The 15,133-nt window shown below is 60.3% G+C and carries 16 protein-coding genes; 10 read left to right on the top strand and 6 right to left on the bottom strand.

Features of this window, described 5'->3' with window-relative positions:
* The first annotated feature begins 61 nt into the window (after positions 1 to 61).
* The 4 genes from bioA to bioB are packed head-to-tail and all read left to right on the top strand — an operon-like array spanning position 62 to position 4,459.
* Positions 62 to 1,423: an adenosylmethionine--8-amino-7-oxononanoate transaminase gene (gene bioA / locus SBC1_RS00830; protein ID WP_243830257.1), complete on the top strand. Its 1,362-nt coding sequence runs from the start codon at positions 62 to 64 to the stop codon at positions 1,421 to 1,423.
* Positions 1,420 to 2,640: an 8-amino-7-oxononanoate synthase gene (gene bioF / locus SBC1_RS00825; RefSeq protein WP_165986938.1), complete on the top strand. Its 1,221-nt coding sequence runs from the start codon at positions 1,420 to 1,422 to the stop codon at positions 2,638 to 2,640. Before bioA ends, bioF begins: the two co-directional genes overlap by 4 nt.
* A complete protein-coding gene (gene bioD, locus SBC1_RS00820; protein ID WP_165085641.1) occupies positions 2,637 to 3,362 on the top strand; it encodes a dethiobiotin synthase in 726 nt (241 codons plus the stop codon). The genes bioF and bioD overlap by 4 nt, the downstream gene beginning before the upstream one ends.
* A gap of 35 nt (positions 3,363 to 3,397) precedes the next feature.
* Entirely contained in the window at positions 3,398 to 4,459 is a 1,062-nt protein-coding gene (bioB, locus tag SBC1_RS00815; RefSeq protein ID WP_165085639.1) for a biotin synthase BioB, read from the top strand.
* Positions 4,460 to 4,537: 78 nt separating this feature from the next.
* On the opposite strand, the gene SBC1_RS00810 is transcribed toward bioB, so the two are convergent.
* The 4 genes from SBC1_RS00810 to SBC1_RS00795 form a co-directional block, all read right to left on the bottom strand.
* On the bottom strand, positions 4,538 to 4,861 hold the full coding sequence (locus SBC1_RS00810; RefSeq protein ID WP_165986937.1) for a type II toxin-antitoxin system PemK/MazF family toxin: 324 nt from the start codon (positions 4,859 to 4,861) through the stop codon (positions 4,538 to 4,540).
* Positions 4,858 to 5,070 (bottom strand): antitoxin MazE family protein, encoded by a 213-nt coding sequence (locus SBC1_RS00805; RefSeq protein ID WP_165085634.1) that lies wholly within the window; start codon positions 5,068 to 5,070, stop codon positions 4,858 to 4,860. Before SBC1_RS00805 ends, SBC1_RS00810 begins: the two co-directional genes overlap by 4 nt.
* An 80-nt stretch (positions 5,071 to 5,150) precedes the next feature.
* The gene (locus tag SBC1_RS00800) at positions 5,151 to 6,158 is read right to left on the bottom strand and encodes a sulfate ABC transporter substrate-binding protein (protein WP_165986935.1); all 1,008 of its coding nucleotides are present in this window, start codon (positions 6,156 to 6,158) and stop codon (positions 5,151 to 5,153) included.
* Positions 6,159 to 6,242: 84 nt separating this feature from the next.
* Positions 6,243 to 6,863 (bottom strand): alpha/beta hydrolase, encoded by a 621-nt coding sequence (locus tag SBC1_RS00795; RefSeq protein ID WP_165986933.1) that lies wholly within the window; start codon positions 6,861 to 6,863, stop codon positions 6,243 to 6,245.
* 263 nt (positions 6,864 to 7,126) lie between these two features.
* On the opposite strand from SBC1_RS00795, the gene SBC1_RS00790 reads away from it, so the two are divergent.
* The 5 genes from SBC1_RS00790 (at position 7,127) to SBC1_RS00770 (ending at position 11,096) form a co-directional block, all read left to right on the top strand.
* The gene (locus SBC1_RS00790) at positions 7,127 to 8,068 is read left to right on the top strand and encodes a glyoxylate/hydroxypyruvate reductase A (RefSeq protein WP_165085625.1); all 942 of its coding nucleotides are present in this window, start codon (positions 7,127 to 7,129) and stop codon (positions 8,066 to 8,068) included.
* A 68-nt stretch (positions 8,069 to 8,136) separates the two neighbouring features.
* Positions 8,137 to 9,060: a hydroxymethylglutaryl-CoA lyase gene (locus tag SBC1_RS00785; protein ID WP_165085623.1), complete on the top strand. Its 924-nt coding sequence runs from the start codon at positions 8,137 to 8,139 to the stop codon at positions 9,058 to 9,060.
* 31 nt (positions 9,061 to 9,091) lie between these two features.
* Positions 9,092 to 9,592, top strand: coding sequence for a YbaK/EbsC family protein (locus tag SBC1_RS00780; RefSeq protein ID WP_165986931.1), 501 nt, complete (start codon positions 9,092 to 9,094; stop codon positions 9,590 to 9,592).
* 41 nt (positions 9,593 to 9,633) lie between these two features.
* On the top strand, positions 9,634 to 10,191 hold the full coding sequence (locus SBC1_RS00775; RefSeq protein WP_241202062.1) for a DUF1289 domain-containing protein: 558 nt from the start codon (positions 9,634 to 9,636) through the stop codon (positions 10,189 to 10,191).
* Positions 10,188 to 11,096, top strand: coding sequence for an MBL fold metallo-hydrolase (locus tag SBC1_RS00770; RefSeq protein ID WP_165986929.1), 909 nt, complete (start codon positions 10,188 to 10,190; stop codon positions 11,094 to 11,096). Before SBC1_RS00775 ends, SBC1_RS00770 begins: the two co-directional genes overlap by 4 nt.
* Before the next feature lie 207 nt (positions 11,097 to 11,303).
* On the opposite strand, the gene SBC1_RS00765 is transcribed toward SBC1_RS00770, so the two are convergent.
* Positions 11,304 to 12,197: an alpha/beta fold hydrolase gene (locus SBC1_RS00765; protein WP_165988753.1), complete on the bottom strand. Its 894-nt coding sequence runs from the start codon at positions 12,195 to 12,197 to the stop codon at positions 11,304 to 11,306.
* A 304-nt stretch (positions 12,198 to 12,501) separates the two neighbouring features.
* Between SBC1_RS00765 and SBC1_RS00760 the strand changes: the two genes are divergently transcribed.
* On the top strand, positions 12,502 to 13,467 hold the full coding sequence (locus SBC1_RS00760; RefSeq protein ID WP_165085609.1) for a nitronate monooxygenase family protein: 966 nt from the start codon (positions 12,502 to 12,504) through the stop codon (positions 13,465 to 13,467).
* A 147-nt stretch (positions 13,468 to 13,614) separates the two neighbouring features.
* Here SBC1_RS00760 and SBC1_RS00755 read toward each other — a convergent pair whose 3' ends face one another.
* Positions 13,615 to 14,637, bottom strand: coding sequence for a porin (locus SBC1_RS00755; RefSeq protein WP_241202061.1), 1,023 nt, complete (start codon positions 14,635 to 14,637; stop codon positions 13,615 to 13,617).
* Between the last annotated feature and the right edge of the window lie 496 nt (positions 14,638 to 15,133).

The raw sequence follows: 15,133 nt of genomic DNA, 5'->3' as shown, positions 1-15,133 counted from the left end.
ATCGGAAGCGTCGCATGAGTGCTTGCCTGAGCGCATGATTGGCCGCTCCCCTGGAGTCGTTTTGAACCTGAACAACCAGCCAAAGTCTGCACCCGATGACTGGGTCGCACGCTCGCTACGCGCCGTATGGCACCCGTGTACGCAAATGAAACATCACGAGCGCACACCGCTCGTGCCCATCGCTCGCGGCAAGGGCGCGTGGCTCTACGATCACGACGGGCATCGATATCTCGATGCCATCAGCTCGTGGTGGGTCAACCTCTTCGGCCACGCGAATCCTCATATCAATGCCGCGCTGAAAGATCAGCTCGACACGCTTGAACACGCAATGCTCGCCGGTTGCACGCACGAACCCGCCGTCCTGCTCGCCGAGCGTCTGCACGCCCTGACGCAGCACACGCTGGGCCATGCGTTCTTCGCTTCTGACGGCGCGTCGGCAGTCGAAATCGCGTTGAAAATGAGCTTCCACTTCTGGCGCAACAGCGGCCGCGCGGAGAAGCGCGAATTCGTGTGCCTCGCGAACAGCTATCACGGCGAGACCATCGGCGCGCTTGGCGTAACCGACGTCGCATTGTTCAAGGACGCCTACGATCCGTTGATTCGCCACGCGCACGTGGTGACATCGCCAGATGCTCGTCAAGCCCGCGAAGGCGAGACGGCGCGTGATGTGGCCGAACGCGCGCTCGCAGACATGAAAACGCTGTTCGATGCCAAAGCCCCGCAACTTGCAGCCGTGATCGTGGAGCCGCTCGTACAATGCGCGGCCGGCATGGCGATGCACGATCCCTCGTATTTGAAGGGCCTGCGTGCATTGTGCGATGACTACGGCGTGCATCTCATCGCCGATGAAATTGCTGTCGGCTGTGGTCGCAGCGGCACGTTCTTCGCGTGCGAACAGGCTGAGATCTGGCCGGATTTCCTGTGTTTATCGAAGGGAATCAGCGGCGGGTATTTGCCGCTATCCATCGTGCTGACACGCGATGAAATCTACGCCGCGTTCTACGATGACGACATGACGCGCGGCTTCTTGCACTCGCATTCGTACACGGGCAACCCGCTTGCATGCCGCGCCGCTTTGGCGACGCTCGACCTGTTCGAAAGCGCCAACGTGCTTGAAGAAAACCGCCGTAAATCGTCGGTGTTGCGCGCTGCGTTGAGCCCGCTTCAAGATCATCTTCATGTGAGGAACCTGCGCGAACGCGGCACCATCTTCGCCTTCGACGCCGTCATTGAAGATCCCACCCAGGCTCGCTCATTCTCCCGGCGTTTCTTCGAAAACGCCTTGAAACACGAGCTATTGTTGCGACCCATAGGCAAGACCGTCTATCTGATGCCGCCGTACATTCTCAGCGACGACGAACTCGCGCTGCTCGCCGAACGCACCCGCACCGTCTTCGACGCCACGTTATCGGAGGCCGTATGAGCAATACATCGCCCGCTCTTTTCGAGTCCCTGAAACAAGGTCTCGCCGATATCGAGCGCAACGGTTTGCGTCGTCGCCGACGCATTGCCGACAGCGCCTGCGCCGCTCACATGACGGTGGACGGACGCGAGATCATCGGCTTTGCGAGCAACGATTATCTCGGGCTCGCAGCGCACGAAAGCTTGCGCGAAGCACTCGCGGAAGGCGCACGAAAATATGGCGCGGGGAGCGGCGGATCGCATTTGCTCGGCGGCCATTCGCGCGCGCATGCGAAGCTTGAAGACGATCTCGCAGCGTTTTCCGGCGGTTTCGTCGACCAGGCGCGAGCGCTGTATTTCAGCACCGGCTACATGGCGAATCTCGCGACGCTGACTACGCTCGGCGCGTTGGGCGCGTCAGGTGGCCGCGACACGCTGATGTTCTGCGATGCGTTGAACCATGCATCGCTAATCGATGGCGCTCGTTTGTCGCGTGCGCAAATTCGCATCTATCCTCATGCCGACGCGCAAGCGCTCGACGCCATGCTCGAGGCATCGGCGAATGAGGGCGGCACGAAGATCATCGTTACGGATTCCGTCTTCAGCATGGACGGCGATATCGCCCCGCTCGCACGGTTGCTCGAGTTGGCGGAGCGGCATGGCGCATGGCTGGTGGTAGACGATGCGCACGGCTTCGGCGTGCTCGGTCCGCAAGGCCGCGGTGCGTTGGCTGAGGCTGCGTTGCGCTCGCCGCATCTCGTGTACGTTGGCACGTTGGGCAAGGCAGCAGGCGTGTCCGGCGCGTTCGTGATCGCGCATGAGACGGTGATCGAATGGTTCGTGCAGCGCGCGCGGCCGTATATCTTTACGACGGCATCGGGGCCGGCCGTGGCGCATGCGGTATCGGCCAGTTTAGAGATTATCGGTGGACAGGAAGGCGATGAACGGCGCGCGCATCTGGCTACGCTGATCGACAGTACGCGCGCCATTTTGAAGCGCACGCGATGGTCGCCCGTGGATTCGCATACGGCAGTTCAACCGTTGATTATCGGCGGCAATGAAGAGACGCTGAAGCTCGCTGCAGCCCTCGATGAATACCACATGTGGGTGCCAGCAATCCGGCCGCCGACGGTTCCGGCGGGGACGTCGCGCCTGCGCATTTCGCTTTCGGCGGCGCATAGTCACGACGACCTCGCGAAGCTCGACGATGCACTGCAAACCTTGAGCAATCGATCATGACCGCGCCACTCTCACTCTTCGTCACCGGCACCGATACCGAGATCGGCAAGACACTGGTATCCGCTGCGTTACTGCACGGCTTTGCCGCCCTCGGCTTGCGTGCCGCCGCGATGAAACCCATCGCGGCAGGAGCGTTCGAACGCGATGGCGAGTGGCACAACGAAGACGCCGATCAACTCGATGCCGCCGCGAACGTTGCGCTGCCGCCATTGATACGCACGCCGTTCCTGCTGAAGGAAGCCGCCGCGCCGCACATTGCGGCAGCCCGCGAGAACGTGTCGCTAGATATTGCGCGGATCGTGGAAGCGCACAAGTTCGCCGTGCAACAAGCGGACGTGGTCGTGGTGGAAGGCGTGGGCGGATTCCGCGTGCCGCTCACCGATGTCCACGATACCGCCGACCTCGCCTTCGCGTTGAACCTGCCGGTCGTGCTCGTGGTCGGCATGCGGCTTGGCTGCATCAGCCACGCGTTGCTGAGCGCTGAGGCTATAGCAGCACGGGGACTGCATCTGGTGGGCTGGGTGGCTAACCAGATCGATCCCGCCATGCTGTTTCCTGCTGAGAACATCGAAGCAATCCGGTTGCGGCTGGACAGTCAATTCAACGCGCCCCTCCTCGGCACAATTCCCCGCCTTACGCCGCCGGACGCTCGCGCGGCTATGGCTTATCTAGATACCTCCCTGCTGCTGGACACGCTTCGTTCAGCCGGCGCGGGCCAGTAAATTATCGTTATCTGCAAAACGAAAAGGATCCTCACATGACGCAAGTGCAATCTACTGACAACGCGACTCAACCCGCCGCTCAACCCGCTGCACCGCAAACGCTGGCGCGCTGGCGCGTGGCGGATATCGTCGCGCTGTACGACCTGCCGTTCAACGACTTGATGTTTCGTGCGCAGGCCGTGCATCGCGAACACTTCGATGCCAACACGGTCCAGCTCTCCACGCTGCTGTCGATCAAGACCGGCGGTTGCCCGGAAGATTGCGCGTATTGCCCGCAGTCGTCGCATCACGACACGGGGTTGAAGGCCGACAAGCTGATGGCCGTCGATGAAGTTTTGAAGGCCGCCGAAATCGCCAAGGCGAACGGCGCGACGCGTTTCTGCATGGGCGCGGCGTGGCGCAATCCGAAGGACCAGCATCTGGAACCGATCGCCGACATGATTCGCGGCGTGAAGGCCATGGGCCTGGAAACCTGCGTGACGCTCGGCATGCTGGAAGCGCATCAGGCGACACGTCTGCGCGATGCCGGGCTGGATTACTACAACCACAACCTCGATACATCGCCAGAGTTCTACGGGCAGATCATCTCGACGCGTACGTACCAGGATCGTCTGGATACGCTCGAACACGTCCGCGATGCAGGCATCAACGTATGTTGCGGCGGCATTGTTGGCATGGGCGAAACGCGGCGTGAACGGGCTGGGCTGATCACGCAGCTGGCGAACATGGAGCCGTATCCGGAATCGGTGCCTATCAACAATCTGGTGCAGGTGGAAGGCACACCGCTGACGGGTACGGCTCCGCTCGATCCGTTCGAATTCGTGCGCACGATCGCGGTTGCGCGCATCACGATGCCCAAGGCGATGGTGCGGTTATCGGCGGGACGCGAGCAGATGGATGAAGCGTTGCAGGCGCTGTGTTTCCTCGCCGGCGCGAACTCGATTTTCTACGGCGACCAGTTGCTGACAACGAGCAACCCGCAAGCTGAAGCCGACCGGAAATTGCTGGAGCGGTTGGGGATGCGCGCGGAAGCGTCGCAGCAGATGCAAGCGGCCGAGGCTTGCGAGGTTAAGTGCGGGCATGCGCAGGTACAGTGACGAGTTGGTGAAGTGGCAGCAAAAAGCCCCGATACTTCGGGGCTTTTGCATTTTCATCAGTCCAACTGTGGATTGCTGTTATGCAATTCCCAGAAACACGGCCATTGCACGATTCACACTTATCATGAGCTCTCCTTCGAGCCGCCCGAACACTTCACCGAGCTTTTCCCGCGGCATGGTGACTGCTTTGTCAACCATTACTTGTGACCGTTTAGACAGTTGATTGATTTCGTCAGGCTCGATAGCCACACGAAATAGCGGCGTGTCGCGCAACTCGCTCGTCAGCAACAGAACCGTTACTGAACCATGCTCTGAAAACAGATCCGATTGCACGATGAGAGCGGGGCGCGGTTTGCCGTAGTTACCTTGAACTGAAACGGTAACCAGGTCGCCGCGCCTCACTCCCAGCCCTTCGTGTCCATACTGGCTTCAATAAAATCGAGAATCTCAGTTTCCTGTGAGTCCTCGCGTAACAGCAAAGACTGACGGCGGCACTCCTCTGCAAAACCTTCGCGCCGCGTGTCAGGCACCCAAATTTGGACTGGGCGAAGCCCCGCTGCGCGCAACGCCGCGCGGCGCTTTCCTACTCGTTCAGCAACATTTTGCCTCATTACATCCTCCGTTACATGTAACGAGTTTAGCTCATTTCGGGAAAATCTCCAAGGTCGCGGTAGGGCGAACTTATCTCCCCTCAATTCTTATCCACAATCACCTGATCAAACGTGCCGCCATCGGAGAAATGGGTTTGCTGCGCCTTCTGCCAGTTGCCAAAAACCTGCTCCACCGTGAACGTCTTGATCGGCTTGAATTCGCTTGCGTGCTTCGCCAGCACCTCGGCGTTACGCGGGCGCAGATGATGCTGCGCGATGATTTCCTGCGCTGCCGGTGTCCACAAATACGTCAGGTACGCCTGCGCTTCCTTGCGCGTCCCGCGCTTGTCCACGACCTTGGCAACCACCGCGACCGGCGGCTCGGCTAACAAACTCACCGACGGATACACAGCGTCGAAATCCTTTCCGCTCGCGCCCGCATTCATCAACGCGACCTCGTTTTCGAACGTCACCAGCACATCGCCAATACCGCGTTGCGTGAAGGTCGTCGTCGCGCCGCGACCGCCCGTATCCAGCACCGGCACGTTCTTGAAGATGGCTTTCTCGAACGCTTGCGCTTGGCTGTCCGTTGCGCCTTGCTGCTTCTTGTAGCCCCACGCCGCCAGATACGCATAACGCCCGTTACCCGATGTCTTCGGATTCGCGATCACGACCTGCACGCCGGGACGCGCCAGGTCGCTCCAGTCCTTGATGTTCTTAGGGTTGCCATGGCGCACCAGAAACACCATGGTGGTCGTATACGGCACCGCGTTATTCGGCAGAAGCGTGCGCCAGTTGGCGGGTACGAGGCCGCCGCGCTCGACCAGCAAGTCGATGTCGTTCGGCTGGTTCATGGTCACCACGTCAGCCTGAAGACCCTGCATCACCGACAAAGCCTGCGCGCTCGACGCCCCATGCGACTGGCGCACGGAAAGTGTCTGGCCGGTCTTCTGCTTATAGTCGGCGATAAACGCGGTATCGATGTCCTTGTACAACTCGCGCGTGACGTCATACGAGACGTTGAGCAACGCCGTATCCGCGTGAGCGAACGTGCTGAACGTAGCGAAACTCAGCGCCGCGATCGCTGCCCAATGCTTCAAACCCGCCATACATCCCCCGATTCTTCGAATAGTGCAAACCGCTGCGAAGCGGCGATTCTATCGAAAAGCCGGCACTGGAATGCATCGGACAACTCATCCATAAGCCGCCTGTTCGAAGTGCCCGAAGCGGTCGAACACGTCGGGTTGCTCCGCGAAATGCGCCGGGGCTGCGCAATGAATCAAGGTATCGACGAAATATTTTGCGCGCGGCCACGGGCCGAACCCCGCCGCCGTGTTGATGTGCCCGGAATCGCCAAGGTTCACGAACGCGCTGCCAAGTTGACTCGCGAGGCGCATCGCCTGGTCGAAGGGCATCCACGGATCAGTCATGCTCGCGATCAGCACCGACGGCACCGCAAGTCGGCGCGGCTCGAACGCACCGGCGAACCGGAACTTGTCCGGGCTGGCGGGCGCGACAAACAGCACGCCGGCCACCGCGTTGCCGGTCAGCCCTTGTGCGATCGCGTGCGCAGCGGCAAGGCAACCGAAACTATGCGCGGCAAGAATGACGGGACCACGAACGCTCGCCACCGTATCCGCGACGGAGTGCGCCCACGCGTCCAGTCGAGGCGCGTCCCAGTCGTCCTGCTCGACGCGTCGTGATTTCGGCAACTGACGTTCCAGCCACGTTTGCCAATGCGCGCCCTCGCTGCCGTGCAAACCCGGCACGGTGACGAGCCGGGGCGGCCACGCGGACGTGCTGCATGAACTCATGTGAACCTCGCTGCCAGCTCGTAGCCGGCATGGTGAGGAACAATTCTGCTGCGTAAGCGCGTCGGCGCGAACCAAGTTTTCGTCATTTGGTTATCGGCGGCAATCGGGCGGAATCCGTGGCGTGGAGGTGGCGTAGTCCCCGGCGCTGCGCGTGTTAATCGACGAAACCGGCGAAACCACGGCGAAACCGTAAAATAGGCTTAATTTCGGACACAATTCAACGCTCAATCTGCGCGCCCTATCTCTGTGAACACGAGCCACCGATGAAGATCATTCTGTACGAACACCACACCGAAGCCTCGCTCTGGCTTGCCGATCTAACCCGCGCGCTTCCCGGCGCCGATGTCCGCCTGTGGCAACCCGGCGACACCGCCCCTGCCGACTACGCGGTCGTCTGGCGCGCGCCGCCGGAGTTGTTCGCGAACCGGCCGGATCTGAAGGCGGTGTTCAATCTGGGCGCGGGTGTTGATGCGATCCTTGAAATCGAACGCAAGCAGCCCGGCACACTGCCGCCAAACGCGCTGCTCGTGCGCCTGGAAGACAGCGGCATGGGCCACCAGATGGTCGAGTACGCAACCCACACGGTGCTGCGCTACCTGCGCCGTCTGGACGAATACGATGCGCTCCAGCGCGAACATCGCTGGCAAAAACTACCGCCCTACGCGCTGAAGGACTTCACGGTCGGCGTGCTGGGCATGGGCGTTCTCGGCGCGCGAGTCGCGCAGGCGCTGACGGCATTCGGCATGCCGGTGCGCGGTTTCAGCCGTACCAAGCGGGATGTGGAAGGCGTCAAGACTTTCGCCGGCGACGAACAGTTCGACACCTTCCTCGACGGCACAAGGGTGCTCATCAACCTGCTGCCACATACACCGGACACCGAAGGCATTCTGAACCGGCGCACGTTCGAACGGCTCGCACCGGGCGCGTATCTCGTCAACCTGGCGCGCGGCGGGCATCTGGTGGACGATGATTTGCTCCACGCCATGCAAACCGGCCAGATCGCCGCCGCAACACTCGATGTCTTTCACACCGAACCGTTGCCGGACAATCATCCGTTCTGGAACACGCCGCGCCTCACGATCACGCCGCATATCTCCGCCGAAACGCTGCGCGAGGAAAGCACGGAGCAGGTCGCGGGCAAGATCTTGGCGCTCACGCGCGGCGAGCCGATATCCGGCATAGTCGATGTGAAACGCGGGTATTAAGGGTTATCGAAGGCTTATCGAAATGTTATCGAGCCGCGAAGACAGACACGTATTCAAAGGAGACAGGCATGCTACCGGCCAAAGTAAAAATCGTCGAAGTGGGACCGCGCGACGGCCTGCAAAACGAGAAGGAATTCGTTGCAACTGAGGTCAAGATCGAACTGGTGAACCGGCTGGCAAACGCGGGTTTGCAGAACGTGGAATCGGCATCGTTCGTCTCGCCGAAATGGGTGCCGCAAATGGCCGACTGTGCGGCTGTGATGGCCGGCATCGAGCGGCGTCCGGGCACGATTTACTCGGCGCTCACGCCGAACCTGCGCGGCTTCGAAGCAGCGCTGGACGCGAAAGTCGATGAAATCGTCATCTTCGGTGCGGCCAGCGAAGCGTTCTCGCAGAAGAACATCAACTGCAGCATTGCGGAAAGCATCGCGCGCTTCGAACCCGTCGCGAAGGCGGCGAAAGAAGCGGGCTTGCGCGTGCGCGGCAGCATTTCGTGTGCGCTGGGTTGTCCATACCAAGGCGATGTGCCGGTCGAAGCCGTGGTCGATGTCGTGCAGCGCATGAAGGCGCTCGGCTGCGATGAAATCGATATTGCCGACACCATCGGCGTGGGCACTGCGGGCCGCACGCGCGACGTGATGGCGGCGGTATCGAAGGTGTTCCCGCGCGAACGCCTTTCCGGCCATTTCCACGATACCTACGGTCAGGCGGTGGCGAATATCTACGCGTCGCTGCAGGAAGGCATCGAGATTTTCCACGCCTCCGTGGCGGGACTCGGCGGTTGTCCGTACGCGAAAGGCGCGACCGGCAACGTCGCGACCGAGGACGTGATCTTTCTGCTGAATGGCCTTGGTATTCAAACCGGCGTTGATCTCGATCAACTCGTGGAAATCGGCGACTTCATTTCGCGTGCAATCGGCAAGCCGAGCGCGTCGCGAGTGGGACGTGCATTGCTCGCGAAAAAACGCGACGGTGTGGCGCCCTGCGTTTGATGATCGGCTTGTTACTTTGGATAAAAACACGATGAATGAAACACTCGACGCCTTGCCCGAATCTGCTCGCCGCGTGGCGATGCTGCTGCAGGAACGCGGACACGCCAGCCCCGTTGTAATGCTCGCCGAAACCGGGAAAACATCCGCTGAAGCAGCCGCTGGCCTTGGTTGCTCAGTCGCGCAAATCGCCAAATCGATCCTGTTTCGCCGCAAGAAAGACGATGCGCCGGTGCTCGTGATTGCCAGCGGCGTGAATCGTGTGGACGAGAAAAAAGTGGCCGAGCGCGTAGGCGAACTCGCCCGCGCGGACGCCAAGTTCGTCCGCGAGAAAACCGGCTACGCAATCGGCGGCGTGTGCCCGATCGGCCATGCCACCACGCCGCTGACGCTGATCGATGAAGACCTGCTCGCGCTCGACAGCCTCTGGGCTGCCGCCGGTCATCCGCACGCGGTGTTCAACCTGACGCCGGAGGAGCTGGTCGCGCTGACGGGCGCACCCATCGCCGATGTCGCATTGCGCGAGACTGCGTGATGACTGAGGCCGTCACATCGCCGTGTATCGATGTATGCCGGATGAATCCATCGACGGGGCTTTGCGACGGCTGTTTTCGTACGATCGATGAAATAGCGGGCTGGTCTTCCTTCAATGACACGCAACGGGCGATAGTTCTGACGCAAGCGGAAGCGCGGAAAAAAGGGCCGCGTGTGGTGCGCATCGGTGAGCGTGTCACCGCCACGCTGGCGTTGCCGCCCGACTCCATCAAGTCGTTCGCCACACTGGTGAACGATCAAAACCCGCTGCATCACGACGATGCCTATGCCGAAGCCAGCCGCTTCGGGTCGCTGATCGCATCGGGCACGCAACCCACGGCGCATTTGATGGCGATGCTCGCCACGCATTTTTCCGCCTACGCCCAGGCGCTCGGCCTTGAATTCGGCATCAAGCTCGTGCGCGCAGTCAAGGCGAACGACGTGCTCGCGATGAGCTGGCAAGTTACTGAAGCGCACTGGAAGCCGAGCTTGAACGGCGATCTCGTGAAGCTGGAAGGCCAGGCGCTGAACCAGGACGGCGAGATCATGGTCAAGGCGAGCGCGACCATTGTTGTGATGCCGAAGGGGTCAAACGCATGATCGCGTTACCGGCGTCCATGCGGGTGTTTGAGCGCGGCTGGCTGTCGTCGAATAACGTGTTCTTCATCGATAACGCCCGCACCGCGCTGGTCGATTCCGGCTACGCGACACACGCGCCACAGACGCTGGCGCTCGTTCGGCAAGCGCTTGGCAGTGAACGCACGCTCGATCTGATTGTGAACACGCATCTGCATTCGGACCATTGCGGCGGCAATGCGCTGCTGCAAGCGAACTTCGTCTGCGAGACGCTGATTCCGCAAACAGAGGCCGACGCCGTGCGTGAATGGGACGAAGAGAAACTCACGTTCCGCGCGACCGGGCAAACCTGCGAGCGTTTCGGTTTCACCGGAACAATTGCGCCGGGAGCGACGCTCCAACTGGGTGGCCTCGACTGGTCGGTGCTCGGCGCGCCCGGTCACGATCCGCATTCGCTGATGTTGTATTGCGCTGAAGAACGGCTGCTGGTCAGCGCCGACGCGCTGTGGGAAAACGGCTTCGGCGTGATCTTTCCGGAACTGGAAGGCGAGAGCGGCTTCGCGGAACAACGCGCGGTGCTCGAATTGATCGCAACACTGGACGTGCGGGCGGTGATTCCTGGCCATGGCGCGCCGTTCACGAATGTACTGAAGGCATTGGATATCGCTTTCTCGCGAATCGATTACCTGCGCGCCGATCCTGTGCGCAACGCGAAGAATGCGCTGAAGGTATTGATCGTGTTCAAGCTGATGGAGTTGCGCTCTATGCCGCTCAGCGACTTGTTGCTGCTCATAGATAAAGCCGGCGCCATGCGCGCCGCCGCTAACCTTCTCTCCGATGATCGGCAGCGGTTAGTGCGCAAGTATCTCTCCGAACTGGCAGCGAGCGGCGTGCTGAAGATGGAAGGCGATACGGTGAGCGTTGCCTGAACGCACGGGCATAACAAACAGACAAAAAGAAAGCCGCTTGTCAGCTATCGATTTGTCGTCGAACGGCCAAGCCCAAGCGGCGGAATTTTGTAGACGTGATCAGCGCCGAATGCATCGTAGCGCGCCTGTTTTTGAGACGCATCGGTGCTTTCCCTACAGAAAAATAACAGCCGCTTGAACGCACCGTGACGCGCACACGCTGCGCCCTTATGCCTCCTCGCTTGCCTCGAAAAACGCCAGCATTTCCGCGAGCAATTCATCGGGTACTTCTTCCGGAATATAGTGGCCGGAAGGCAACGCTCGGCCACTGACATCGCGTGCGACACGACGCCATTCGGCCAACGGCTCGAAGCATTGTTCGATCACACCTTCCTGCCCCCACAAGACCCGCAGTGGACACGCGACCCTGTTGCCGCACTCAATATCCGCTCGATCGTGCTCGAGATCGATGCTCGCCGACGCCCGATAGTCCTCGCACATCGCATGTACCGCGCCCGGCTGACGCAGCGCGTCGCGGTAAGCCTGCAAAGCGTGCGGGGCAAACGGCGCGAGACCCGCGTGGCGACTACCCATCACGCGCTCGACATACGCGTCCGGATGCGCGCCGATCAGCAATTCCGGCAACGGCTCAGGCTGGATCAGGAAGAACCAGTGAAAATAGGCGGTGGCGAAGGCGCGATCGGTGGCTTCGTACATGGCGAGCGTTGGCGCTATGTCGAGCAGCATCAGGCGGTCGACAGCCTGCGGAAAATCCAGCGCCATCCGGTGCGCCACCCGCGCGCCGCGATCATGCGCGCAGACCATGAAGCGCTCGAAACCGAAATTCCGCATGACCGCGACCTGATCGGCAGCCATCGCGCGTTTCGAATAGGGTGTGTGCTGCGCGTCGCTGGGCGGTTTCGCTGATGCGCCGTAACCGCGCAGATCGGTCGCGATCACGGTGAAATGCTGCGCCAGGACGGCAGCCAGCCGATGCCAGATCTCATGTGTCTGCGGGTGGCCGTGAAGCAGCAGAAGCGGCGGCCCGTTACCGCCCTTCATACCGAAGAGTTCGACGCCCGCGGCATTGAAGGTGAACGGCTCGTAGTCTTCGAACGGCATGGCGTGAATAATCGGCGTGGCGGGAAAAGCATTGTAGGCGTCCACGGCGATACTAAACTGCTTGCTGGCAGGCGCTTTCGTAGAAGCTGAAGACTTCTTCCAATGTCTTTGGTGATCGTGCATCGGAAGATTCGCCTATAATAGAACGACCGTTCGCATGACTTTGATTTGAAGGCATGCGCTTGAGCAACGCCAAAGTCCGGCGGCAATCGCCATGCGCGGTTACTGTGCAGTTGTTGTGGCCCCACGTCAGATGGACGCGCGCGCATCGCCGGCTTTCACATTCAATCAGGAGACTCGTGTCATGGCACTTCCCGCCGCTCTGCAACACCTTGCGCTACCCGTCATCGCCTCGCCGATGTTCATCGTCAGCTATCCCGAGCTCGTGCTCGCGCAATGCAAGGCGGGTATTGTCGGCTCGTTTCCTGCGCTGAATGCGCGGCCGGCCGAATTGCTCGACGAATGGCTCACGCAGATCGGCGAAGGAATCCAGGCGCACAAGGCGGCGAATCCGGGCGCGCCGGTCGGTCCGGTCGCGGTCAACCAGATCGTCCATCACTCGAACGCGCGGCTTGAGGCGGACGTGCGGGTGTGCGTGGAACATCGCGTGCCAATCTTCATCACGAGCCTGCGCGCGCCGGTCAAGGAGATGATCGACGCCGTGCACAGCTACGGCGGCATCGTGTTGCATGACGTTATCAACCTGCGGCACGCCGAGAAGGCGCTGGAAGCGGGCGTCGATGGCTTGATCCTCGTCGCGGCCGGCGCCGGCGGACATGCGGGCATGACCTCGCCGTTCGCGCTGGTAGGCGAAGTACGGCGTATTTTCGATGGTCCGATCGCATTGTCCGGGGCCATTGCCAACGGTGGTTCGATTCTCGCCGCGCAGGCCATGGGCGCAGATTTCGCGTATATCGGCACACGTTTTATTGCCACGCGCGAGGCGCATGCGCTGGAAGACTACAAGACTGCGATCGTGGGGTCGAAGGCGGCCGACATCATCTATACGAACCTATTTACCGGCGTACACGGCAACTACATTCGTCAGAGCATTCTCAATGCCGGACTCGATCCAGACGCGCTGCCAGCGTCGGATAAAGCAGCAATGAATTTCGGCGACTCGGCGATCAAAGCCAAAGCGTGGAAAGAAATCTGGGGCGCGGGACAAGGCGTCGGCCTGATGGACGACGTGCCGACAGTGGCGGAACTCGTGTCGCGGCTCAAGCACGAATACGACGATGCTAAAACGCGGCTAGGTATTTCGCGATAAAGCAGTCCGGTGAGAGCGGCGGGTTCGTGAATCTTTTCAGATCACTTGCTCGCTTGTCAGCTAAAACGCCGCCCTTGGCGTTCGTAAGGGCGGCGTTTTGCGTTGCCGGGAGCCAGCGCGCAACGCTCGCCCTCCTTGCCCCCTCGCTCAGAACTTCGTGCGAATACCGACGCCGTACGTATCGCCGCTCGACATGCTCGTGTACTTGTCGTTCAGGTATGCGGCATAAACGTCGGTGCGCTTCGAGAGAGGATAGTCGTAACCGACCGCCCAGCTCTTGTGCGTCTGGTCGAGGCCGCCATTGCTGCGCGAATACGCATACGAGGCCATCACCGTACCCACGCCAACCGGAACGGTCACGCCGCCCTGGCCCGTGTTCACGTGGAACGAACCCGGATCGATATCGTTATGCGTGTACATGTACTGCGCGAAGAACTTGACGAATTTCATGTCGTACGAAGCGCCCAACTGGCCGACGCTCTGGCTCTTGTAACCGGGCACGAACGACGACAGGTCACCCGGTGTTGCGCTGAAATTCACGTATTGATATACGCCGGTCGCCGCAAACGGGCCGTGGAAATACAGGAATTGCGCGCTGTATTTCTTCGCGCCGTTTTGTCCGGCCTCATTGCCGACGCCATACATCGCGCTACCCGACAAACCGCTGAAATCAGGTGTGGTGTACTGAACGGAATTGTTCCAACCCGAATCGCCGACAACACCCTGGTCCGTCGTGTACGTCGGATACGTGCTCTGGCCAAGGAACACGTGATACACCATTGGTGAGAACGTGTACGAATCACCAAACGGGTTAAACAAAATGGTCGATACAAAAAGCTGCGTGGTCAGCCGGCCAGCGGTGACCGTACCGTACGGCGACTCAACACCAACATACGAGTTGCGCGCAAAAAACGTATCGCCCTGGAAGCGGCCGTAGTTGCCGTTCTGCGCGCGAAAGAAGCTTTCCAACGCGAAGACCGCCTTATAACCGCCACCAAGATCTTCGCTGCCTTTGAAGCCCCAATACGACGTCGACATACCGCCGCCGCCCACGTTCCAGGCGTTGGCGCTGCCCGGGAATTTAGTGGCTCCCACCCATTCGTCAACCTGTCCGTACAACTGGACGCTCGATTGCGCATGGGCGGAACTGGCGGCAAGCAAGCCGAACATGCCGGCAGTAACGGTAGCCTTGGCCGCGGCCTTAAGCACGCGGTTCACGGGTCGCTTCATGGACTCTCCTGTCGTATTAACGTTAAAACGGGATTCGGCGAAGGACTTTGCCTCGCTTTATCGGACTGTTCTTATAAATGTCCGCTATGCATGCAGATGGCTTAGGGCGAGACCATCTTTACGGATCATTTTTCTGGACAAAAATAACTTTCCTTATGCTGTCTATAGCGGTTTGAATACATTGCGCGTGACGAACTTTTATCCCCCGATGTAACGCGATGCGAAAAGGATGCTCACAGGAAGAGCCGACCTGCAAGTCGATAGCCCGCGATGCTATATGCCACGGTGCACCGGGGCAATCTGCATTCCGGCAACAATAAAAATGCGATGAGAAACACCAGCCCGAAGCATTGTTAATGCGGCTAAATTTGAGAGGAATGGTTACGAGCTTCTGGCGATAAAACTGTGGCGGGATTACGTCATTGCGACGCTTGCC

Source organism: Caballeronia sp. SBC1 (assembly GCF_011493005.1).
GTDB lineage: Bacteria > Pseudomonadota > Gammaproteobacteria > Burkholderiales > Burkholderiaceae > Caballeronia.
This window is presented reverse-complemented; position numbering and strand designations above follow the sequence as displayed.

Bases quoted from the DNA above. Each gene is read 5' to 3' on its own strand.
- SBC1_RS00775 (WP_241202062.1), top strand. From the start codon at position 9,634: ATGAATCCATCGACGGGGCTTTGCGACGGCTGTTTTCGTACGATCGAT.
- SBC1_RS00795 (WP_165986933.1), bottom strand. From the start codon at position 6,863: ATGAGTTCATGCAGCACGTCCGCGTGGCCGCCCCGGCTCGTCACCGTG.
- SBC1_RS00755 (WP_241202061.1), bottom strand. From the start codon at position 14,637: ATGTTCGGCTTGCTTGCCGCCAGTTCCGCCCATGCGCAATCGAGCGTC.
- bioB (WP_165085639.1), top strand. From the start codon at position 3,398: ATGACGCAAGTGCAATCTACTGACAACGCGACTCAACCCGCCGCTCAA.
- SBC1_RS00805 (WP_165085634.1), bottom strand. From the start codon at position 5,070: ATGAGGCAAAATGTTGCTGAACGAGTAGGAAAGCGCCGCGCGGCGTTG.
- SBC1_RS00785 (WP_165085623.1), top strand. From the start codon at position 8,137: ATGCTACCGGCCAAAGTAAAAATCGTCGAAGTGGGACCGCGCGACGGC.
- SBC1_RS00790 (WP_165085625.1), top strand. From the start codon at position 7,127: ATGAAGATCATTCTGTACGAACACCACACCGAAGCCTCGCTCTGGCTT.
- bioD (WP_165085641.1), top strand. From the start codon at position 2,637: ATGACCGCGCCACTCTCACTCTTCGTCACCGGCACCGATACCGAGATC.
- SBC1_RS00765 (WP_165988753.1), bottom strand. From the start codon at position 12,197: ATGCCGTTCGAAGACTACGAGCCGTTCACCTTCAATGCCGCGGGCGTC.
- bioF (WP_165986938.1), top strand. From the start codon at position 1,420: ATGAGCAATACATCGCCCGCTCTTTTCGAGTCCCTGAAACAAGGTCTC.
- SBC1_RS00760 (WP_165085609.1), top strand. From the start codon at position 12,502: ATGGCACTTCCCGCCGCTCTGCAACACCTTGCGCTACCCGTCATCGCC.
- SBC1_RS00770 (WP_165986929.1), top strand. From the start codon at position 10,188: ATGATCGCGTTACCGGCGTCCATGCGGGTGTTTGAGCGCGGCTGGCTG.
- SBC1_RS00800 (WP_165986935.1), bottom strand. From the start codon at position 6,158: ATGGCGGGTTTGAAGCATTGGGCAGCGATCGCGGCGCTGAGTTTCGCT.
- SBC1_RS00780 (WP_165986931.1), top strand. From the start codon at position 9,092: ATGAATGAAACACTCGACGCCTTGCCCGAATCTGCTCGCCGCGTGGCG.